We start from the raw sequence: 16,099 nt of genomic DNA, 5'->3' as shown, positions 1-16,099 counted from the left end.
CGCCATGCAAACCTCCACCCGCACCGCACCGGACACCACCCTTGTTGAACACGACCCGCGCTGGGCTCGCGTGCTGGCGCGCGACGCCTCTGCCGACGGGCAATTCGTCTATGCGGTGAAGACCACCGGCGTGTATTGCCAGCCGAGCAGCCCGTCGCGCCTGCCGCGCCCCGAGAACGTCGAGTTCTTCGACTCACCCGCCGACGCAGAAGCCGCTGGTTACCGCCCAAGCCGCCGCGCCGGCCCCGATCAGACCACCGTACGCACCCAGCAAACCGCGCTCGTCGCGCAGGCCTGCCGCCGCATCGAGGCAGCCGACACACCGCCCACGCTCGATGCGCTCGCGCAAGACGCCGGCCTGAGCCCCTATCACTTCCATCGCCTGTTCAAGAGCGTCACGGGCCTCACGCCCAAGGGCTATGCCGATGCGCATCGCGCCCGCAAGCTGCGCGCGCAACTGGGACGCGGCAGCACCGTCACCGAGGCCATTTACGACGCCGGATTCAACGCCAGCAGCCGCTTCTACGAGGCGTCGGACAATGTGCTTGGCATGACAGCCAGCCGCTACCGCGCAGGCGGCGCACAGACCACGATCCGCTTCGCGGTGGGGGAATGCTCGCTTGGTTCGATCCTGGTGGCGCAGAGCGATCGCGGCATCTGCGCGATCCTGATGGGCGACGACCCCGACGCCCTCGTGCGCGATCTGCAGGACACGTTCCCGAAGGCAGAACTCATCGGCGGCGATGCCGGTTTTGAAGAACTGGTGGCGAAGGTCGTGGGTTTTGTCGAGGCGCCGTCCATTGGCCCGGACTTACCGCTGGACGTACGCGGCACCGCGTTTCAGGAGCGCGTGTGGCAGGCGCTGCGCGAAGTGCCGCCCGGCAGCACCACCAGCTACACCGAGATTGCCGCGCGCATTGGCGCACCCAAGGCGGTGCGCGCAGTGGCGCAGGCCTGTGCGGCCAATCACATCGCGGTGGCCATCCCATGCCACCGCGTGATCCGCCGGGACGGCAACACGTCGGGATATCGCTGGGGGGTGGAGCGCAAGCTGGCGCTGCTGGAACGCGAGTCGCAATCCGCCGCATGAAACCGCGTGAGAACGTGGACGCTCATCGGCGCGCGCGGCCAGGCTTATGAGAGCGCCGTGCCCGGCACGCTGGGCGGGCATCGGCGTGCTCGCATCTATGGTCGGCTCGACTGTGCGGCTGCACGCCGGGCCATCGCGCGCGGCGGTTATGTGCGGCACCGCGTGTTCTTCCTGAATGAAGCCGACGCGCGTGCTGCCGGCTACCGGCCGTGCGCGGTGTGCATGCCGCAGGCGTATGCGGCATGGAAGCGATCGGTCAGTTCCGGGTAAAGTCGTGGGCTGAACATCGCCGACACGCTCCGCACATCATGACCAAACCCCTGCTGCTTGCCGCGCTCACAGCCCTCGCGCTGGCGGGCTGCGGCCGCTCCGACGACGCGCACAAGCCTGCCGCACCCGCTCCAGCTTCCACACCTGCGGCCTCTGCCCCTAGTGCAGCCAACTCGGCCAACGCGCCGGCCGCCAGCGCGCCCGCCGTCAGCGAAGCCGAACAGGCCAAGGCCGTCGATCTCGCCCGCGCCGCCATCGAAAAGTACAAGCTGACCACCCTGCCGCAGGAGTGCCTGTCGTTCGTGGTGGACCGGGCCGACGACACGCACAACAGCGTTGAAGTGCTGGAAAACCACACCCCGGCCTGCGGCGGCGACCCGAACACGGCACCGCGCGTCGTCACGCTGCTCATCGACAAGGACACCGGTGCGCTGCAGAAGGACGACCCAGCCAGCGGTGAATACGTCCCACTGAAATAAGCGCCCGCAAGACGACGGGCATAAAAAAACCGCCGAACGCATCGGCGGTTTTTTTGTGGGTGCGAACTTCGCGTCAGACCACGAGCGTCTGCGCTTCGCCGGCCTGGCGGGCGCGGATTTCGCCGATCTGGTAGACCGTCTCGCCCGCGTCGTTCAGGTGCGCGATGGCGGCCGGTGCATCGGCTGCCGACACGATCACCACCATGCCGATGCCACAGTTGAACACGCGGTGCATTTCGTCATCGGCCACGTTGCCGGCCTTCTGCAGCCACTGGAACAGCGGCGGCAGCGTCCAGGCGTCCTTGTGCAGCACGGCGGTCAGGTTGTCTTGCAGCACGCGCGGCACGTTTTCGGTCAAACCGCCACCGGTGATGTGCGCCATGCCCTTGACGGTCAGCTTCTCCATCAGCGCCAGCAGCGGCTTCACATAGATGCGCGTCGGCGCCATGATGGCGTCCTGCAGGCGCTGGCCGTGGAAATCGGCGTTCAGGTCCGGGCGCGACACCTCGATGATCTTGCGCACCAGCGAGTAGCCGTTCGAATGCGCACCTGACGAGGCCAGGCCCAGCACCACGTCGCCCTCGGCAATGGTCGTGCCGTCGATGATCTTGCGCTTTTCGACCGCGCCGACGGCAAAGCCGGCCAGGTCGTATTCGCCGTCCGGGTACATGCTCGGCATTTCAGCGGTTTCGCCGCCGATCAGCGCGCAGCCGGCCAGCTCGCAACCCTGGGCGATGCCCTTGACCACCGTGGCAGCGGTGTCGACGTCGAGCTTGCCGCAGGCGAAGTAATCCAGGAAGAACAGCGGCTCGGCGCCCTGCACCAGGATGTCGTTCACGCTCATGGCGACCAGATCCTGGCCAACCGTGTCGTGGCGGTTCAGCGCAAAGGCCAGCTTGAGCTTGGTGCCCACGCCGTCCGTGCCGGACACCAGCACAGGTTCCTGATACTTCTTGGACAGCTCGAACAGCGCGCCGAAGCCGCCGATGCCGCCCAGCACGCCTTCGCGCATGGTGCGCTTGGCAAACGGCTTGATGCGGTCGACAAGGGCGTCACCCGCCTCGATGTCGACGCCCGCGTCGCGGTAAGACAGGCCGGTCGATGCGGATGGGGTTTCGGAAGCGCTCATACAGTCGTCTGAATTGAAAAAACCGGAAAAGAAAGCGAGACGGCGGCGGGAAGTCACAAAAATCGGACCCGCCGGTCCAGTAAAATCGCGATTTTACCGGATGCGGCCGTCCCGATGGCCGCTTTTCCGACTCCTCCACCCCGCCATCGGAACCGTCGCCCCCATGAACGCCCCCGTGCTGTCGCAGGAAACCAAGCGCACGCTCGCCTGGATCGCCGTGGCGCTTGTCTTCCTGGCCGTGCTCAAGGCGCTGGCGCCGACGCTCACGCCCTTCGTCTTCGCGTTCATCCTGTCGTACATCCTGCACCCGGGCGTGGAATGGCTGCAGCGCCATCGCGTACCACGCGTGCTGGGCGTGTTTCTGATGATCGTGGTGCTGTCGGTGGTGGGCGTGGCGCTGATGCTGCTGATCCTGGCGGTGTTGCAGCGGGAGATTCCGGCCATCCGCGATCAATTGCCCGGGATGCTTGCCAAGCTCAACGCATTTCTGTCGCCCAAGCTGGACGAATTGGGCCTGCATGTCAGCTTCGATTTTCCGGGCCTGCGCGCCCTGCTTACGGAACAGCTCGCCGCAAGCCCGGACGACGTGGTGGCCCGGGTGCTGACCTATCTGCGCGTGTCGGGTTCGGCGGCCCTCCAGGTGCTGGGCATCTTCTTCCTGGTGCCGATCGTGATGTTCTACCTGTTGATGGACTGGAACATGCTCATGCGCCGCGTCGAAAGCGCCGTCCCGCGCCGCTGGCTGCCAAAAACGCGCGAATTGGCCGCCGAAACAGATGGCCTGCTCTCCCAATACCTGCGCGGGCAGATCATCGTGATGCTGGTGCTGGCGGTGTACTACTCGGCGGGGCTGGCGCTGGCCGGCTTTGACGTGGCGCTGCCGGTGGGCATCTTTACAGGGCTGGCCGTGTTCATTCCGTATATCGGCTTTGGCGTGGGGCTCACGCTGGCCATCCTTGCCGCGCTGTTGCAGTTCGGCAACCTCTACGGCTTGCTGGCGGTGGCCGTGGTGTATGGCATCGGCCAGTTCCTGGAAAGCTTCTACCTGACGCCTCGCCTGGTGGGCGAACGCATTGGCCTGCACCCGCTGGCGGTCATCCTCGCCTTGCTGGCTTTTGGCCAATTGTTCGGTTTTTTCGGTATCCTCCTCGCCCTACCGATGAGTGCTGTGCTGCTGGTCGGTTTGCGGCAGATCCGGCAGCTTTACCTGGGCAGCCGGCTCTACCAGGACTGAAAGCCACTGAAGGCGACTGAAGGCAACTGAAAAGTACGGCGACTCCACTCCACGTTTCATGGCCACACCCGAACAGCTCCCGCTCGAACTCGGTGCGACACCCGCCCCGACCTTCGACAACTTCGTCGCCACCGGCAACGAAGAGGCGGTGCTGCGCCTGCGCGCCCTGATTCCGCAAGTGGTGGACGGCACCGCCACCGACCGCCTGGTCTACCTCTGGGGCGAAGAAGGCAGCGGCCGCAGCCACCTGCTGCAGGCCATCTGCGCCCAGACCGAGGCTGGCGGCTACGAAGTCCGCACGCTGGAACCCGACGCCCCGCCCGAAGCCTTCGAATTCGACCCGACCATCACCGTCTGGACCATCGACGACGCAGAGCGGCTGGACCAATGGGCGCAGATCGCCGTGTTCAACCTCGTCAATGAAGTGCGCGCGCATCCGCATGCCGCCATCGCCATCTCCGGGGCCGCCGCGCCGATGGCGATGCCGCTACGTGAAGACCTGCGCACCCGGCTGGGCTGGGGCCTGGTCTACTGGCTGCGCCCGCTGTCCGACGCCGACAAGGTGGAAGCGCTGCGCCAGGCTGCCCGCGAACGCGGCATGCAGCTCTCGGCCGACGTGCCGCAGTGGCTCGTGACGCACTCCTATCGCGACATGCCGAGCCTGATGGCCCTGCTGGACGCCCTCGACACCTATTCGCTCGCCCGCAAGCGCGCCGTCACCCTGCCGCTCGTGCGCGACATGCTCGCGCTGATGAAGTGAATCCCGGGGCTCGCGCGGCCGGTGATGTAACGTTCGGGTAAAATCGCGCCCCATGAATCTGGCCCTCTTCGACCTCGATCACACCCTCATCCCCACCGACAGCGACCACGAGTGGGGACGCTTCCTCATCCGCCGCGGCGTGGTGGACGAAGCTGAGTACCAGCGCAAGAACGATCAGTTCTATGCCGACTACAAAGCCGGCACGCTGGATATCCATGCGTTTCTGCGTTTCGCCCTGGCACCGCTTGCCGCCCACCCGCGGGACACGCTCGCCCAGTGGCACGCCGAGTTCATGCACGACGTGATCCGTCCGAAGATCACGCCGCAGGCGCAAGCGCTGGTCTACAAGCACCTGGACGCTGGTGACCTGTGCTGCGTGGTGACCGCCACCAACAGCTTCGTCACCCGCCCGATTGCCGAGGCCTTCGGCATCGACCACCTCATCGCCACCGAACCGGCCACCACCGACGGCAGCCCGGACAGCGCCTTCACCGGCGACGTGGCCGGCACACCGAGCTTTCGCGAGGGCAAGGTCGCGCGCGTGCACGAATGGCTGGCCAACATGGGCCGCGGCTGGAGCGATTTCGAGCGCAGCACGTTCTACAGCGATTCGGCCAACGACGTGCCGCTGCTGGAGGAAGTGACCGACCCCGTCGCGACCAACCCGGACGACACGCTGCGCAATCTGGCAGCCGCGCGCAACTGGCGCATCATGGATCTCTTCTAAGCAAGGCGCGGCGTGATCAAGAAACTCATCAATCGCCTGCTGGGCAAGACCTCCGCAGCGTCCCACGCTCCGGCTGAACCGGGAGTGCCCGCCACCAGGAAAGTCCGTACACCCAAGGCACCCAAAACGGCCAAGGCGCGCACCAAGTCCGGCGGCGGCGTGCCGCGTCAGGCGCGTGTGTGGAGCGTGGACGAGCACGGTATCGATCCGAAGCTGCTCTCGCGCAACGCAGTCAAGGTCACGTCCACGCTGCAGGAAGCCGGCTATAGCGCCTTCATCGTGGGCGGCGCCGTGCGCGACTTGCTGCTGGGCATCAAGCCGAAGGATTTTGATGTGGCGACCAACGCCACGCCCGAGCAGGTACAGGCGCTGTTCCGCCGCTCGCGCATCATCGGACGTCGTTTCCAGATCGTGCACGTCACGTTCTACGGCGGACGCGATCAGGAAATCATCGAAGTCTCGACCTTCCGCGCGCTCGTCGACGCGGTCGATGCCGAGCAGGTCCCCGCCGGCAAGCGCGTCAAGCGCACCGAGCTGGACCACCACACGCATGCCGTCGACGCCAGCGGCCGCGTCCTGCGCGACAACGTCTGGGGCACGCAGGCCGAAGACGCCACCCGCCGCGACTTCACCGTCAACGCGATGTACTACGACCCCGCCGACGAAACCGTGCATGACTACCATCACGGCATGGAAGACATGCGCGCCCGCACGCTGCGCATGATCGGCGATCCGCATACCCGCTACCGCGAAGACCCGGTGCGCATGCTGCGCGTGGTGCGCTTCGCGGCCAAGACCGGCTTCGATATCGACGCCGACACGCGCGCGCCGATCGCGGAGCTGGGCCCGTTGATCCACAACGTGCCGGCCGCCCGCCTGTTCGACGAGATGTTGAAGCTGCTGATGTCGGGCCACGCCTGGGCATCGCTGCAGGAACTGCGCAAGGCGGGCCTGCACCGCGGCCTGCTGCCGCTGCTGGACGTCGCGCTGGAGCAACCGATGGGCCAGCGCTTCGTGCAACTCGCGCTCGACAATACCGACGATCGCGTCAAGGCCGGCAAACCGGTCTCGCCCGGCTTCCTGTTTGCCTCGCTGCTGTGGCATCACGTGGTCGAACACTGGAACCGCCGCCGCGCTGCCGGCGAGCCGCTGATCCCCGCGCTGCACACCGCCATGGACGAAGTGCTCGACCGTCAGACCGAGCAACTCGCCATCCAGCGCCGCTTCACCTCCGATATGAAGGAAATCTGGAGCATGCAACCGCGCTTTGAGAAGCGGTCGGGCCGCATGCCGTATCGGCTGCTGGAGTCGCCGCGCTTCCGCGCCGGCTACGACTTCCTCGCGCTGCGGTGTGCCTCGGGCGAATTGCCACAGGAACTCGCCGACTGGTGGACCGACTTCCAGAACGGTGACGGCGAAGCCCGCGAAGCCCTCATGGCCCAAGCCAAGCACGCCCCGAGCCCCTCGGCAAATGCCGGTCCGGCCAGCCCGGGCAAGCGGCGTCGCCGCCGACGTGGTCCGGCAAAATCGGATACAGTCGTTGACGTCAATCCGGGAAGTTCGGAGGAAACGTGAAGACAGTGGCGTACATCGGCATCGGCGCCAACCTGGGCGACGCACGCCAGGCAGTGAAAGACGCCGTGGTCTGCCTCGCACAGCAGGTCGGCATCACCGTCACCGGCAAATCGAGCCTGTATCGCAGCGCGCCCGTGGAGTCCAGCGGCGATGACTACATCAACGCCGTGGTGCGCATCGATACGCATTTCACCGCCGACCAGCTGCTCCGCATCTGTCACCACATTGAAGACCAGTTCGGCCGCGAGCGCCCGTTTCACAACGCGCCGCGCACGCTGGATCTGGACTTGCTGCTCTACGGCGACCACGTCCTCACTTCAGCCGAGCTGACGGTGCCGCACCCGCGCGTGGGCCAACGCGCCTTTACCCTGCTGCCCTTGCACGAACTGGCGCCCGACCTCGTGATTCCGGGCATTGGCGCCGTGGCTGCACTACTGCCCGGCGTGGCCGAACAGCGCATCGAAAAGACCACGATGTGCCAATGCATGCGCGCCAAGCAGCCGGCCGCCTGATCTCATCACCCGCACCACCCACAACCACCCGCCGATGGCACTGGATCACCTGCGCCGTATCGTTGTCGAAGGCCCCATTGGCGTGGGCAAGACCGCGCTGGCCCAGCGCCTGGCCGACCATCTGCGTGCGTCGACGTTGTTCGAAACGCCCGCCGAAAACGCCTTCATCGCCCGCTTCTACGAAGACCCCGCGCGCTATGCGCTACCGGTGCAGCTGCGCTTCCTGCTGCAACGTGCCGAGCGCCTCAAGGCATGGCATAAGGCGACGCTTGCCGGTGAGCGCATCGTCGCCGACAGCTTCCTGCCGCGCGACCGCCTGTTCGCCCAACTCACGCTGCCGGCCGATGAACTGGCGCTGTACGACGCGATGGCCAATGCGCTGGCCCTGCCGCAACAGCGCATCGACCTCGTGATCTGCCTGCAGGCACGCGCGGAAGACCTGCTGCCACGCGTCGCCCGTCGCGCCGTTCCTTACGAAACGGGCATCGATGCCGAGTACCTCGGACGCATCTGCGCCGCATACGGTGAGCTGTTTCTGTATTACGATGCCGCACCGACGATGATCGTCGACACCGCTGCCTTCGACCCCGCAGGCAACGACGACGATTTCCGCACCTTGCTCGCCCGCATCGACGCGATGCGCGGGCCCAAGGAATTCATCAAGCTGGCAACGCGCTAGTCGACGCACCGCATGGTCTGCGTGGGCGCTCGCGATGCCCCAATGAGTCTCAGCCCATGAGCTATCTCCAGGAATCGAACCGCAAGGCCGTCACGGTGACTTCGTTGCAGGCCATGCGTGCTGCCGGCGAGCGTATCGCCATGTTGACGGCCTACGACTCCAGCTTCGCCGCCCTGATGGATCGCAACGGCACCGACGTGCTGCTCGTCGGCGATTCGCTCGGCAACGTGATGCAGGGCCAGAAGACCACGCTGCCGGTCACGCTCGATCACATCGTCTATCACACCGAATGCGTGTCGCGTGGGACGACCAAGGCGCTGCTCGTGTCGGACCTGCCGTTCGGCACGTATGGCACGCCCGAACAGGCTTTCCACAGCGCCGTGCGCGTGATGCAGGCCGGCGCGCAGATGGTCAAGCTCGAAGGCGGCGTGTGGCTCGCGCCGACCATCAAGTTCCTCGTTGAACGCAGCATTCCGGTGTGCGCGCACATCGGCCTGACGCCGCAATCGGTGCATGCGTTCGGCGGCTTCAAAGTGCAGGGTCGCGGCGATGAAGCGGCTGCGCAACTGAAGGCCGATGCGTTGGCCGTGCAGGACGCCGGGGCACAGCTCGTCGTCATGGAAGCCATCCCGGCCGAGTTGGCCGGCGAAGTCACGCGCCTGCTGGCCATTCCCACCATCGGCATCGGCGCCGGGCTGGAGTGCTCGGGCCAAGTGCTTGTGATGCACGACATGCTGGGTGTGTTCCCCGGCCATCGCCCCAAGTTCGTACGTAACTTCATGGACGGGCAAACCACCATCGACGGCGCCGTTGCTGCCTACGTGGCAGCCGTCAAGGACGGCACGTTCCCCGGCCCGGAACACACCTTCGCCTGAGCGGCACCCGCATGGAAATCTGGTCGGCCACCGTCGACGCCTTCACCCTGCTTGTCAGCGGCGATGCGGCGTTGTGGCTGATCGTCTGGGTGTCGTTGAAGGTGGCGATTGCGGGCCTCCTGCTGGCGGCGCCGCCGGGTCTGCTCATCGCCTACCTCATCGCCATGCACCGTTTTATGGGGCGCCGTGCGCTGGTGGTGCTGGCGCAGGCGTCGCTGTCGTTTCCGACCGTGCTGATCGGGCTGTTGCTGTATCTGCTGCTTTCGCGGCAGGGGCCGCTGGGCGGCTTCGGGCTGCTGTTCACGCAGGGTGGGATGATCCTCGGGCAAGCGGTTCTTGGCCTGCCGGTGATCGTGGCGTTTGCGCTGGCGACGCTTGAGCGCGCGGATCCGCGTCTCGCGGAAACCGCACGTGTGCTGGGCGCCGGGCGCGTCCGTTTGCTATTGACGGTGTTTCGTGAATTGCGCTTCGGCCTGATGGCTGCGGTGGTGGCCGGCTTCGGGCGCGTCATCGCCGAAGTGGGCTCGGCGCTGATGGTCGGCGGCAACATCGAAGGCGTCACACGCACCATGACGACGGCGATTGCACTGGAAACCAGCAAGGGCGAATTCGCAGAGGGCATCGCGCTAGGCATCGTGCTGATCGTGCTGGCTTTGCTCGTCAACCTGGTGCTGGCGTGGCTGCAAGGGGCTGGCAACTATCGCAGGGAGCCGGCATGAGCGCGCCGTCGCAGCCCACGATGGTGTTTGAAGGCTTGCGCTGCCAGCACGGCGCGCGCATTCTGTTCGAGATTCCGCGCCTGGCGCTGTCGGCCGGACACGCGATTGTCATCACGGGCGCAAACGGTGTCGGCAAGACAACGCTGCTGCGCATGCTGGCCGGGCTTGCACCCGCCAATGGAGCGACCGTCGATATGGGGCAAGGGCGGCAGGCGCTGTCGCCCTACCCGGCCGAACTGCGCAAGCGGCTGACCTACGTGCACCAGCATCCCTACCTGTTCCGCACCTCGGTACGCGCGAATCTTGCCTATGGGCTCACCACGGGCCCACATCGCGTGGCGCGTGCCGAGCTGGCTGAGCGTGTCGAGGATGCGCTCCGCTGGGCGGGTCTGCAGCACGTGGTCGACGTGCCGCCCGAACGCCTGTCCGGAGGCGAAACGCAGCGCCTTGCATTGGCGCGGGCGCGCGCGCTGCGCACCGATGTGCTGCTGCTCGACGAGCCGACTTCGAACCTGGACGGCGCTGCGCGCGAGCAAGTCATTGCCCTTGTAGGGGAACTGGCAGCAGAAGGCCGCACGCTGCTGATGGTCTGCCACGACCGCGAACTGATCAACCTGCCCGGCGTGGCCCGCTGGAAACTAGAGCACGTCGAGGGCCAGGGGCGGCTCGAAATGCGCGGGCACCACGCCGCGTAGGGCATTACATACGGCGACGGCCTCGGCGCGGGCAACATCGGCGCGCGTGAGCGAACGTTCCTGCAGCGGCCCATCGAGCCACGGTGAAGCGTCTTTCAACAGAACGGCACGCATCACTCCCGGCAAGACGCCCGCTGACAACGGTGGCGTCCACCACGCACCATCGAGCTTGACCAGCAACGTGCTGCGCCCGCCTTCGGCCAACGTGCCATCGGCGTTGAAGAACACGGTATCGAATGCACCTTCGCGTTCGGCCGCCTGCCACGCAGCGTCGTAGCCTGCGCGCAACGTGGTCTTGTGCGTCGGCAGACTGTGGGTGACCTCGCGCGGTTGCGCGGCAACGAGCAGGCGCACCGGCGCATCCCAGCTCGCATGCAGCGGCGACAAGGGCACGGCCGATACGTTGGCCGCACCGTTCGGCGTCAGCAACAGGCGCATGCGATAAGCGCCCTCACCTTCCAGCGATGCGCACATGCGCGCCACGTCATCCGCCAGCGCAGTTCGATCGAAGGGGAAGCCGAAGGCGGCCGCAGAACGCGCCAGCCGCGCCAGATGCCAATCCAGGAGCGCCACACCATCGCGCGTCGCGCGCATCGTCTCGAACAACGACAGCCCTGGATCGAGCGCCGTCACGAAACGCGCCTTCAGTTGGCACTCCGCGTATTCCTCATCGGCGATGCTGTCGTGCACGATGCCGGAGCCGATGCCAAGTTCGCCGCTGCGCAGGCCATCAGCGCCAGGCGGGCCGAGCACCAGCGTGCGGATCGCCACCGAGAAGCAAGCGTCGCCCATCGCCCGATCGGCGGCTGGCGCATCGATCCAGCCGATGGCGCCGGTGTACAGGCCACGTGGCTCTGGCTCCAACGTCTCGATGATCTCCATCGTCCGCCGCTTGGGCGCCCCCGTAATGGAGCCGCACGGGAACAGCGCACGCAGGCAATCGGCAAGGCCGGTGGCGGGCGGAATCTCGGCCTCCACGGTCGACGTCATCTGGAGCACGCTGCCGAACGGCGTCACCTCGAACAGCGTCGGCACGCGCACAGAACCCGCACGCGCGAGGCGGCCCAGATCGTTACGCAACAGGTCGACGATCATCAGGTTCTCGGCGCGGTTCTTCTCGTCGGCGGCCAGTGCAGTGGCACGGGCTTCGTCGATTTCGACATTGCCAGTGGCAGGCGCGGTGCCCTTCATCGGCCGCGCAACAAGCTGGCCCGCGTGATGAGAGAAGAACAGCTCCGGCGAACACGACAGAATCGCACCGCCCTCCGGTAGCGCGATGAATGCGCCGTAAGGCACGGGCTGCCGCGCGCGCAGGCGCCGATACAACGCCGCCGGCGCGCCAAACGCAGTCATGCGCAGGCGGTATGTGTAATTGACCTCGTAGGTATCGCCCGCCGCAATCCAGTCGTGGATGCGCGCGATGGCGTCGGTGTAGGTGGCGTGGTCGGCGCTGGCGGCACAGTCGAACAGGCCCGCTGCGCCCGTTGCGTCGGGCCACGCGTCGAACAACGTATCGACTTCTGCCGGCGACAGCACGTCCATTGCGCGAAACAGCAGCACGCGCAGGCGGCCATCGTGACCAGGCAATGAGGAAGAGATTTCGGTGGAAGCCGGCAGGCCGACCAGCGGCCCACCAAACTCATACGGCGCAACGATCAGGGCATGCAAACCCTGGCGCCAGGCGGCACGAAGATCATCGTCCAGCCCATCCAGCACGCCGGCCGGCCGGAAGAACTCGCCGGCATAACCGGTGTACCAGCGCGAGCACGGCGCGCCGCCAGAGGTGGCATCGTCCAACAGCGCGAACGGCGCGCCGACCTCCGGCAACTGCATGGCGATGTTCCTGATTGAAAGGTGGTGTTTAAGAAGCCTCGAAAAGCGTAGCGAGCGACCCGAGGTTGGCGCGAGAAGCGCAGCCGTACATGGGTACGGCGAGCATCACAGTGCCAAGATCGGGCCGCGCAGTAGCTTTGCGAGGTTTCTTACGAGGAGAAGAAGTTCTTCACCTTGTCTAGCCACGACTGCTCTTGCGGGCTGTGCCGCGAGCCGCCTTCGTGCACGGACTTGTCGAACTGCTTGAGCAGATCCTTCTGGTGCTCCGTCAGCTTGACCGGCGTCTCGATGTTGATGTGCACGTAAAGATCGCCTGCATAGCCCGAGCGCACGCCCTTGATGCCCTTGCCGCGCAGGCGGAACGTCTTTCCAGCCTGCGTGCCTTCGGGCACCGTGAACGAAGCGCGACCACCCAGCGTCGGCACTTCGATGTCGCCGCCAATGGCTGCCGTCGCAAACGAAATCGGCATCTGGCAGTGCAGATCATCGCCGTCGCGCTCGAACACCGGGTGCTGCTTGATGTGGATTTCCACATACAGATCGCCCGGGGGGCCGCCGTTGATACCCGGCTCGCCGTTGCCCGACGAACGGATGCGCATGCCTTCGTCGATGCCGGCCGGAATCTTCACTTCCAGCGTCTTCTGGCTCTTCAGCTTGCCCTGGCCGTGGCACTTGGTACACGGCTTGGGGATGTACTTGCCGCTGCCGTGGCACTTCGGGCAAGTCTGCTGCATCGTGAAGAAACCCTGCGACACACGCACCTGACCGGCACCGTGACAGGTCGGGCACGTCTCCACGCTTGAGCCGGGCTCGGCGCCCTTGCCGTGGCAGTGGTCGCACTCGTCCCAGTGCGGCACGCGGATCTGCGTGTCGTAGCCGTGCGCGGCCTGCTCCAGCGTGATCTCCATGCTGTAGCGCAGGTCTGCGCCGCGATACATCTGTGGGCCGCCACCGCGGCGCCCGCCCTGGCCCTGGGCCTGACCGAAGATGTCGCCAAAGATGTCGCCAAAGGCCTCGGCAAAGCCGCCGCCAAAACCTGCTCCGCCCGCGCCAAAGCCGCCCGCCATATTCGGGTCGACACCCGCGTGGCCGTATTGGTCGTAGGCAGCCTTCTTCTCAGCGTCGGAGAGCATCTCGTAGGCCTCTTTGGCCTCCTTGAACTTGTCTTCCGCTTCCTTGCTGTCCGGATTGCGGTCCGGGTGGTACTTCATCGCGAGCTTGCGATACGCCTTCTTGATCTCGTCGTCGCTCGCGTTCTTACCCACCCCGAGCACTTCGTAGTAATCACGTTTTGCCATGGTGGCTTCAGTCGTCGCCTGTTTTTACTGCGTGTCGAATAGCAAAAAAGCCGAGCGTGACATCAGGTGCGTCCCGCACAACCCGATGATCACTGCCCGGCGTACCGTAACGTCCGCCTGGCGGACGAGTTGGCTTACTTCTTGTCGTTCACTTCCTTGAACTCGGCGTCGACGACGTTATCGTCGTGCGGTGCGCCTTGTCCGGCTTGCGCGCCTGCCTGGGCACCGGCAGCGGCTTGTTCCGCACCGCCGGCCTCGCCCTTGGCTTGCATGTCGGCATAGACCTTCTCGCCGAGCTTCTGCGAGGCGGTTGCCAGCGCTTCGGTCTTGGCGTCGATCGCGGCCTTGTCGGTGCCCTTCAGGGTCTCTTCAAGTTCCTTGATCGCGGCTTCGATCTTGTCCTTCTCGCCAGCTTCGAGCTTGTCGCCGTACTCGCCCAGTGCCTTCTTGGTCGAGTGCACCAGCGCCTCACCCTGGTTACGGGAGTCGACCAGTTCGCGCAGCTTCTTGTCTTCCTCGGCGTTGGCCTCGGCGTCCTTCACCATGCGCTCGATCTCGGCTTCCGACAGGCCGGAGCTTGCCTTGATCGTGATCTTGTTTTCCTTGCCGGTCGCCTTGTCCTTGGCGCCCACGTGCAGGATGCCGTTGGCGTCGATGTCGAACGACACTTCAATCTGCGGCGTGCCGCGCGGTGCCGGCGGAATGCCTTCCAGGTTGAATTCGCCCAGCATCTTGTTGCCGGAGGCCATCTCGCGCTCGCCCTGGTAGACCTTGATCGTCACGGCCGGCTGGTTGTCGTCAGCGGTCGAGAAGGTCTGCGAGAACTTGGTCGGGATGGTCGTGTTCTTGCCGATCATCTTGGTCATCACGCCACCCAGCGTTTCGATGCCCAGCGACAGCGGCGTCACATCCAGCAGCAGCACGTCGGTACGGTCACCACCCAGCACCTGACCCTGGATGGCGGCGCCCACGGCAACGGCCTCGTCCGGGTTCACGTCCTTGCGGGCTTCCTTGCCGAAGAACTCCTTCACCTTCTCCTGCACCTTCGGCATACGCGTCATGCCGCCGACCAGGATCACATCGTGGATGTCCGACACCTTCACGCCGGCATCCTTGATGGCGGTGCGGCACGGATCGATCGTACGAGCGATCAGGTCTTCGACCAGCGCTTCGAGCTTGGCGCGCGTGATCTTCAGGTTCAAGTGCTTCGGGCCCGAAGCATCGGCCGTGATGTACGGCAGGTTGATTTCAGTCTGTTGCGTGCTCGACAGCTCGATCTTGGCCTTTTCAGCAGCTTCCTTCAGGCGTTGCAGCGCAAGCACGTCCTTCGACAGGTCGACACCCTGCTCCTTCTTGAACTCGCCGATGATGTAATCGATGATGCGCTGGTCGAAGTCTTCGCCGCCCAGGAACGTATCGCCGTTGGTCGACAGCACTTCGAACTGCTTCTCGCCGTCCACGTCGGCAATCTCGATGATCGAGATGTCGAACGTACCGCCGCCCAAGTCATACACGGCGATCTTGCGGTCGCCCTTCTCGTTCTTGTCCAGGCCGAATGCCAGCGCAGCCGCGGTCGGCTCATTGATGATGCGCTTGACGTCCAGACCGGCGATGCGGCCGGCATCCTTGGTGGCTTGGCGCTGCGAATCGTTGAAGTAGGCCGGCACCGTGATCACGGCTTCGGTCACTTCCTCGCCCAGGTAGTCCTCGGCGGTCTTCTTCATCTTGCGCAGGGTTTCGGCCGAGATTTGCGGCGGTGCCAGCTTCTGGCCGCGCACTTCCACCCAGGCGTCGCCGTTGTCAGCCTTGACGATGGAATACGGCATCAGGCCGATGTCCTTCTGGACTTCCTTCTCTTCAAACTTGCGACCGATCAGGCGCTTGACGGCGTACAGCGTGTTCTTCGGGTTGGTCACCGCCTGGCGCTTGGCCGGGGCACCGACCAGGATCTCGCCGTCTTCCATGTAGGCGATGATCGACGGGGTGGTGCGAGCGCCTTCGGCGTTCTCGATCACCTTGGGGGTGTTGCCCTCCATGATGGAGACGCAGCTGTTGGTGGTACCAAGGTCGATACCGATGATTTTGCCCATGTTCTTGCTCCTCGAATCTGGTGTCAGGACTGCACTGAATACAAACTTGGATCGGATGTGGGAGTGCCGCCCGGCTTTTCAAGGCCGAATTTTGAAAAGTTGAGCATTTTGGCCGGTTTTTCTTGGGAAAGCAC

General features: G+C 65.3%; 16 protein-coding genes. 12 read left to right on the top strand and 4 right to left on the bottom strand.

Features of this window, described 5'->3' with window-relative positions:
• Positions 1 to 4: 4 nt before the first annotated feature.
• Genes ada through ACTJK4_RS06825 form a run of 3 tightly spaced genes read left to right on the top strand, consistent with a single transcriptional unit; the run spans position 5 to position 1,839 of the window.
• Entirely contained in the window at positions 5 to 1,090 is a 1,086-nt protein-coding gene (ada, locus tag ACTJK4_RS06835) for a bifunctional DNA-binding transcriptional regulator/O6-methylguanine-DNA methyltransferase Ada (RefSeq protein ID WP_440817039.1), read from the top strand.
• A 6-nt stretch (positions 1,091 to 1,096) separates the two neighbouring features.
• Positions 1,097 to 1,360: an Ada metal-binding domain-containing protein gene (locus ACTJK4_RS06830; RefSeq protein WP_232040905.1), complete on the top strand. Its 264-nt coding sequence runs from the start codon at positions 1,097 to 1,099 to the stop codon at positions 1,358 to 1,360.
• Between the two features lie 38 nt (positions 1,361 to 1,398).
• Positions 1,399 to 1,839, top strand: coding sequence for a hypothetical protein (locus ACTJK4_RS06825; protein ID WP_232040906.1), 441 nt, complete (start codon positions 1,399 to 1,401; stop codon positions 1,837 to 1,839).
• 73 nt (positions 1,840 to 1,912) lie between these two features.
• Here ACTJK4_RS06825 and purM read toward each other — a convergent pair whose 3' ends face one another.
• A complete protein-coding gene (gene purM / locus ACTJK4_RS06820) occupies positions 1,913 to 2,968 on the bottom strand; it encodes a phosphoribosylformylglycinamidine cyclo-ligase (protein WP_414561029.1) in 1,056 nt (351 codons plus the stop codon).
• Between the two features lie 163 nt (positions 2,969 to 3,131).
• Between purM and ACTJK4_RS06815 the strand changes: the two genes are divergently transcribed.
• Genes ACTJK4_RS06815 through ACTJK4_RS06775 form a run of 9 tightly spaced genes read left to right on the top strand, consistent with a single transcriptional unit; the run spans position 3,132 to position 10,744 of the window.
• Complete coding sequence (locus ACTJK4_RS06815; protein WP_232040908.1) at positions 3,132 to 4,202, top strand: AI-2E family transporter; 1,071 nt, start codon at positions 3,132 to 3,134, stop codon at positions 4,200 to 4,202.
• 58 nt (positions 4,203 to 4,260) lie between these two features.
• Complete coding sequence (gene hda, locus ACTJK4_RS06810) at positions 4,261 to 4,962, top strand: DnaA regulatory inactivator Hda (protein ID WP_440817035.1); 702 nt, start codon at positions 4,261 to 4,263, stop codon at positions 4,960 to 4,962.
• A 52-nt stretch (positions 4,963 to 5,014) separates the two neighbouring features.
• Complete coding sequence (locus tag ACTJK4_RS06805) at positions 5,015 to 5,689, top strand: HAD family hydrolase (RefSeq protein WP_260802104.1); 675 nt, start codon at positions 5,015 to 5,017, stop codon at positions 5,687 to 5,689.
• A gap of 12 nt (positions 5,690 to 5,701) precedes the next feature.
• A complete protein-coding gene (gene pcnB / locus ACTJK4_RS06800) occupies positions 5,702 to 7,264 on the top strand; it encodes a polynucleotide adenylyltransferase PcnB (RefSeq protein ID WP_440817031.1) in 1,563 nt (520 codons plus the stop codon).
• Positions 7,261 to 7,776: a 2-amino-4-hydroxy-6-hydroxymethyldihydropteridine diphosphokinase gene (folK, locus tag ACTJK4_RS06795; protein ID WP_316870135.1), complete on the top strand. Its 516-nt coding sequence runs from the start codon at positions 7,261 to 7,263 to the stop codon at positions 7,774 to 7,776. Before pcnB ends, folK begins: the two co-directional genes overlap by 4 nt.
• A gap of 34 nt (positions 7,777 to 7,810) precedes the next feature.
• Entirely contained in the window at positions 7,811 to 8,455 is a 645-nt protein-coding gene (locus tag ACTJK4_RS06790; protein ID WP_045202860.1) for a deoxynucleoside kinase, read from the top strand.
• A gap of 56 nt (positions 8,456 to 8,511) precedes the next feature.
• Positions 8,512 to 9,330 carry a 3-methyl-2-oxobutanoate hydroxymethyltransferase gene (panB, locus tag ACTJK4_RS06785; protein WP_232040912.1) on the top strand — a complete coding sequence of 273 codons (819 nt, stop codon included), beginning with the start codon at positions 8,512 to 8,514 and terminating at the stop codon, positions 9,328 to 9,330.
• An 11-nt stretch (positions 9,331 to 9,341) separates the two neighbouring features.
• Positions 9,342 to 10,049: an ABC transporter permease gene (locus ACTJK4_RS06780; RefSeq protein WP_316870136.1), complete on the top strand. Its 708-nt coding sequence runs from the start codon at positions 9,342 to 9,344 to the stop codon at positions 10,047 to 10,049.
• Positions 10,046 to 10,744, top strand: coding sequence for an ABC transporter ATP-binding protein (locus ACTJK4_RS06775; protein ID WP_316870137.1), 699 nt, complete (start codon positions 10,046 to 10,048; stop codon positions 10,742 to 10,744). Before ACTJK4_RS06780 ends, ACTJK4_RS06775 begins: the two co-directional genes overlap by 4 nt.
• Here the strand turns inward: ACTJK4_RS06775 and ACTJK4_RS06770 are convergent.
• From ACTJK4_RS06770 to dnaK, 3 genes are all read right to left on the bottom strand, one after another.
• Positions 10,688 to 12,577 (bottom strand): chorismate-binding protein, encoded by a 1,890-nt coding sequence (locus ACTJK4_RS06770; RefSeq protein ID WP_440817025.1) that lies wholly within the window; start codon positions 12,575 to 12,577, stop codon positions 10,688 to 10,690. The two genes, ACTJK4_RS06775 and ACTJK4_RS06770, sit on opposite strands and share 57 nt — an antisense overlap.
• 149 nt (positions 12,578 to 12,726) lie before the next feature.
• Complete coding sequence (gene dnaJ / locus ACTJK4_RS06765) at positions 12,727 to 13,875, bottom strand: molecular chaperone DnaJ (protein WP_232040916.1); 1,149 nt, start codon at positions 13,873 to 13,875, stop codon at positions 12,727 to 12,729.
• A 134-nt stretch (positions 13,876 to 14,009) separates the two neighbouring features.
• The gene (gene dnaK / locus ACTJK4_RS06760) at positions 14,010 to 15,965 is read right to left on the bottom strand and encodes a molecular chaperone DnaK (protein ID WP_260802110.1); all 1,956 of its coding nucleotides are present in this window, start codon (positions 15,963 to 15,965) and stop codon (positions 14,010 to 14,012) included.
• Positions 15,966 to 16,099: the final 134 nt, after the last annotated feature.

Source organism: Ralstonia sp. 22111 (assembly GCF_052045895.1).
GTDB classification, from domain to species: domain Bacteria; phylum Pseudomonadota; class Gammaproteobacteria; order Burkholderiales; family Burkholderiaceae; genus Ralstonia; species Ralstonia wenshanensis.
The sequence above is the reverse complement of the archived record's forward strand: the minus strand, read 5'-3'. Positions and strand labels throughout refer to the sequence as shown.

What these genes read in the sequence shown, in the direction of transcription:
- hda (WP_440817035.1), top strand. Translation starts at nt 4,261, where the DNA reads ATGGCCACACCCGAACAGCTCCCGCTCGAACTCGGTGCGACACCCGCC.
- ACTJK4_RS06780 (WP_316870136.1), top strand. Translation starts at nt 9,342, where the DNA reads ATGGAAATCTGGTCGGCCACCGTCGACGCCTTCACCCTGCTTGTCAGC.
- ada (WP_440817039.1), top strand. Translation starts at nt 5, where the DNA reads ATGCAAACCTCCACCCGCACCGCACCGGACACCACCCTTGTTGAACAC.
- ACTJK4_RS06825 (WP_232040906.1), top strand. Translation starts at nt 1,399, where the DNA reads ATGACCAAACCCCTGCTGCTTGCCGCGCTCACAGCCCTCGCGCTGGCG.
- ACTJK4_RS06805 (WP_260802104.1), top strand. Translation starts at nt 5,015, where the DNA reads ATGAATCTGGCCCTCTTCGACCTCGATCACACCCTCATCCCCACCGAC.
- purM (WP_414561029.1), bottom strand. Translation starts at nt 2,968, where the DNA reads ATGAGCGCTTCCGAAACCCCATCCGCATCGACCGGCCTGTCTTACCGC.
- dnaJ (WP_232040916.1), bottom strand. Translation starts at nt 13,875, where the DNA reads ATGGCAAAACGTGATTACTACGAAGTGCTCGGGGTGGGTAAGAACGCG.
- ACTJK4_RS06790 (WP_045202860.1), top strand. Translation starts at nt 7,811, where the DNA reads ATGGCACTGGATCACCTGCGCCGTATCGTTGTCGAAGGCCCCATTGGC.
- ACTJK4_RS06815 (WP_232040908.1), top strand. Translation starts at nt 3,132, where the DNA reads ATGAACGCCCCCGTGCTGTCGCAGGAAACCAAGCGCACGCTCGCCTGG.
- panB (WP_232040912.1), top strand. Translation starts at nt 8,512, where the DNA reads ATGAGCTATCTCCAGGAATCGAACCGCAAGGCCGTCACGGTGACTTCG.
- ACTJK4_RS06775 (WP_316870137.1), top strand. Translation starts at nt 10,046, where the DNA reads ATGAGCGCGCCGTCGCAGCCCACGATGGTGTTTGAAGGCTTGCGCTGC.
- ACTJK4_RS06770 (WP_440817025.1), bottom strand. Translation starts at nt 12,577, where the DNA reads ATGCAGTTGCCGGAGGTCGGCGCGCCGTTCGCGCTGTTGGACGATGCC.
- dnaK (WP_260802110.1), bottom strand. Translation starts at nt 15,965, where the DNA reads ATGGGCAAAATCATCGGTATCGACCTTGGTACCACCAACAGCTGCGTC.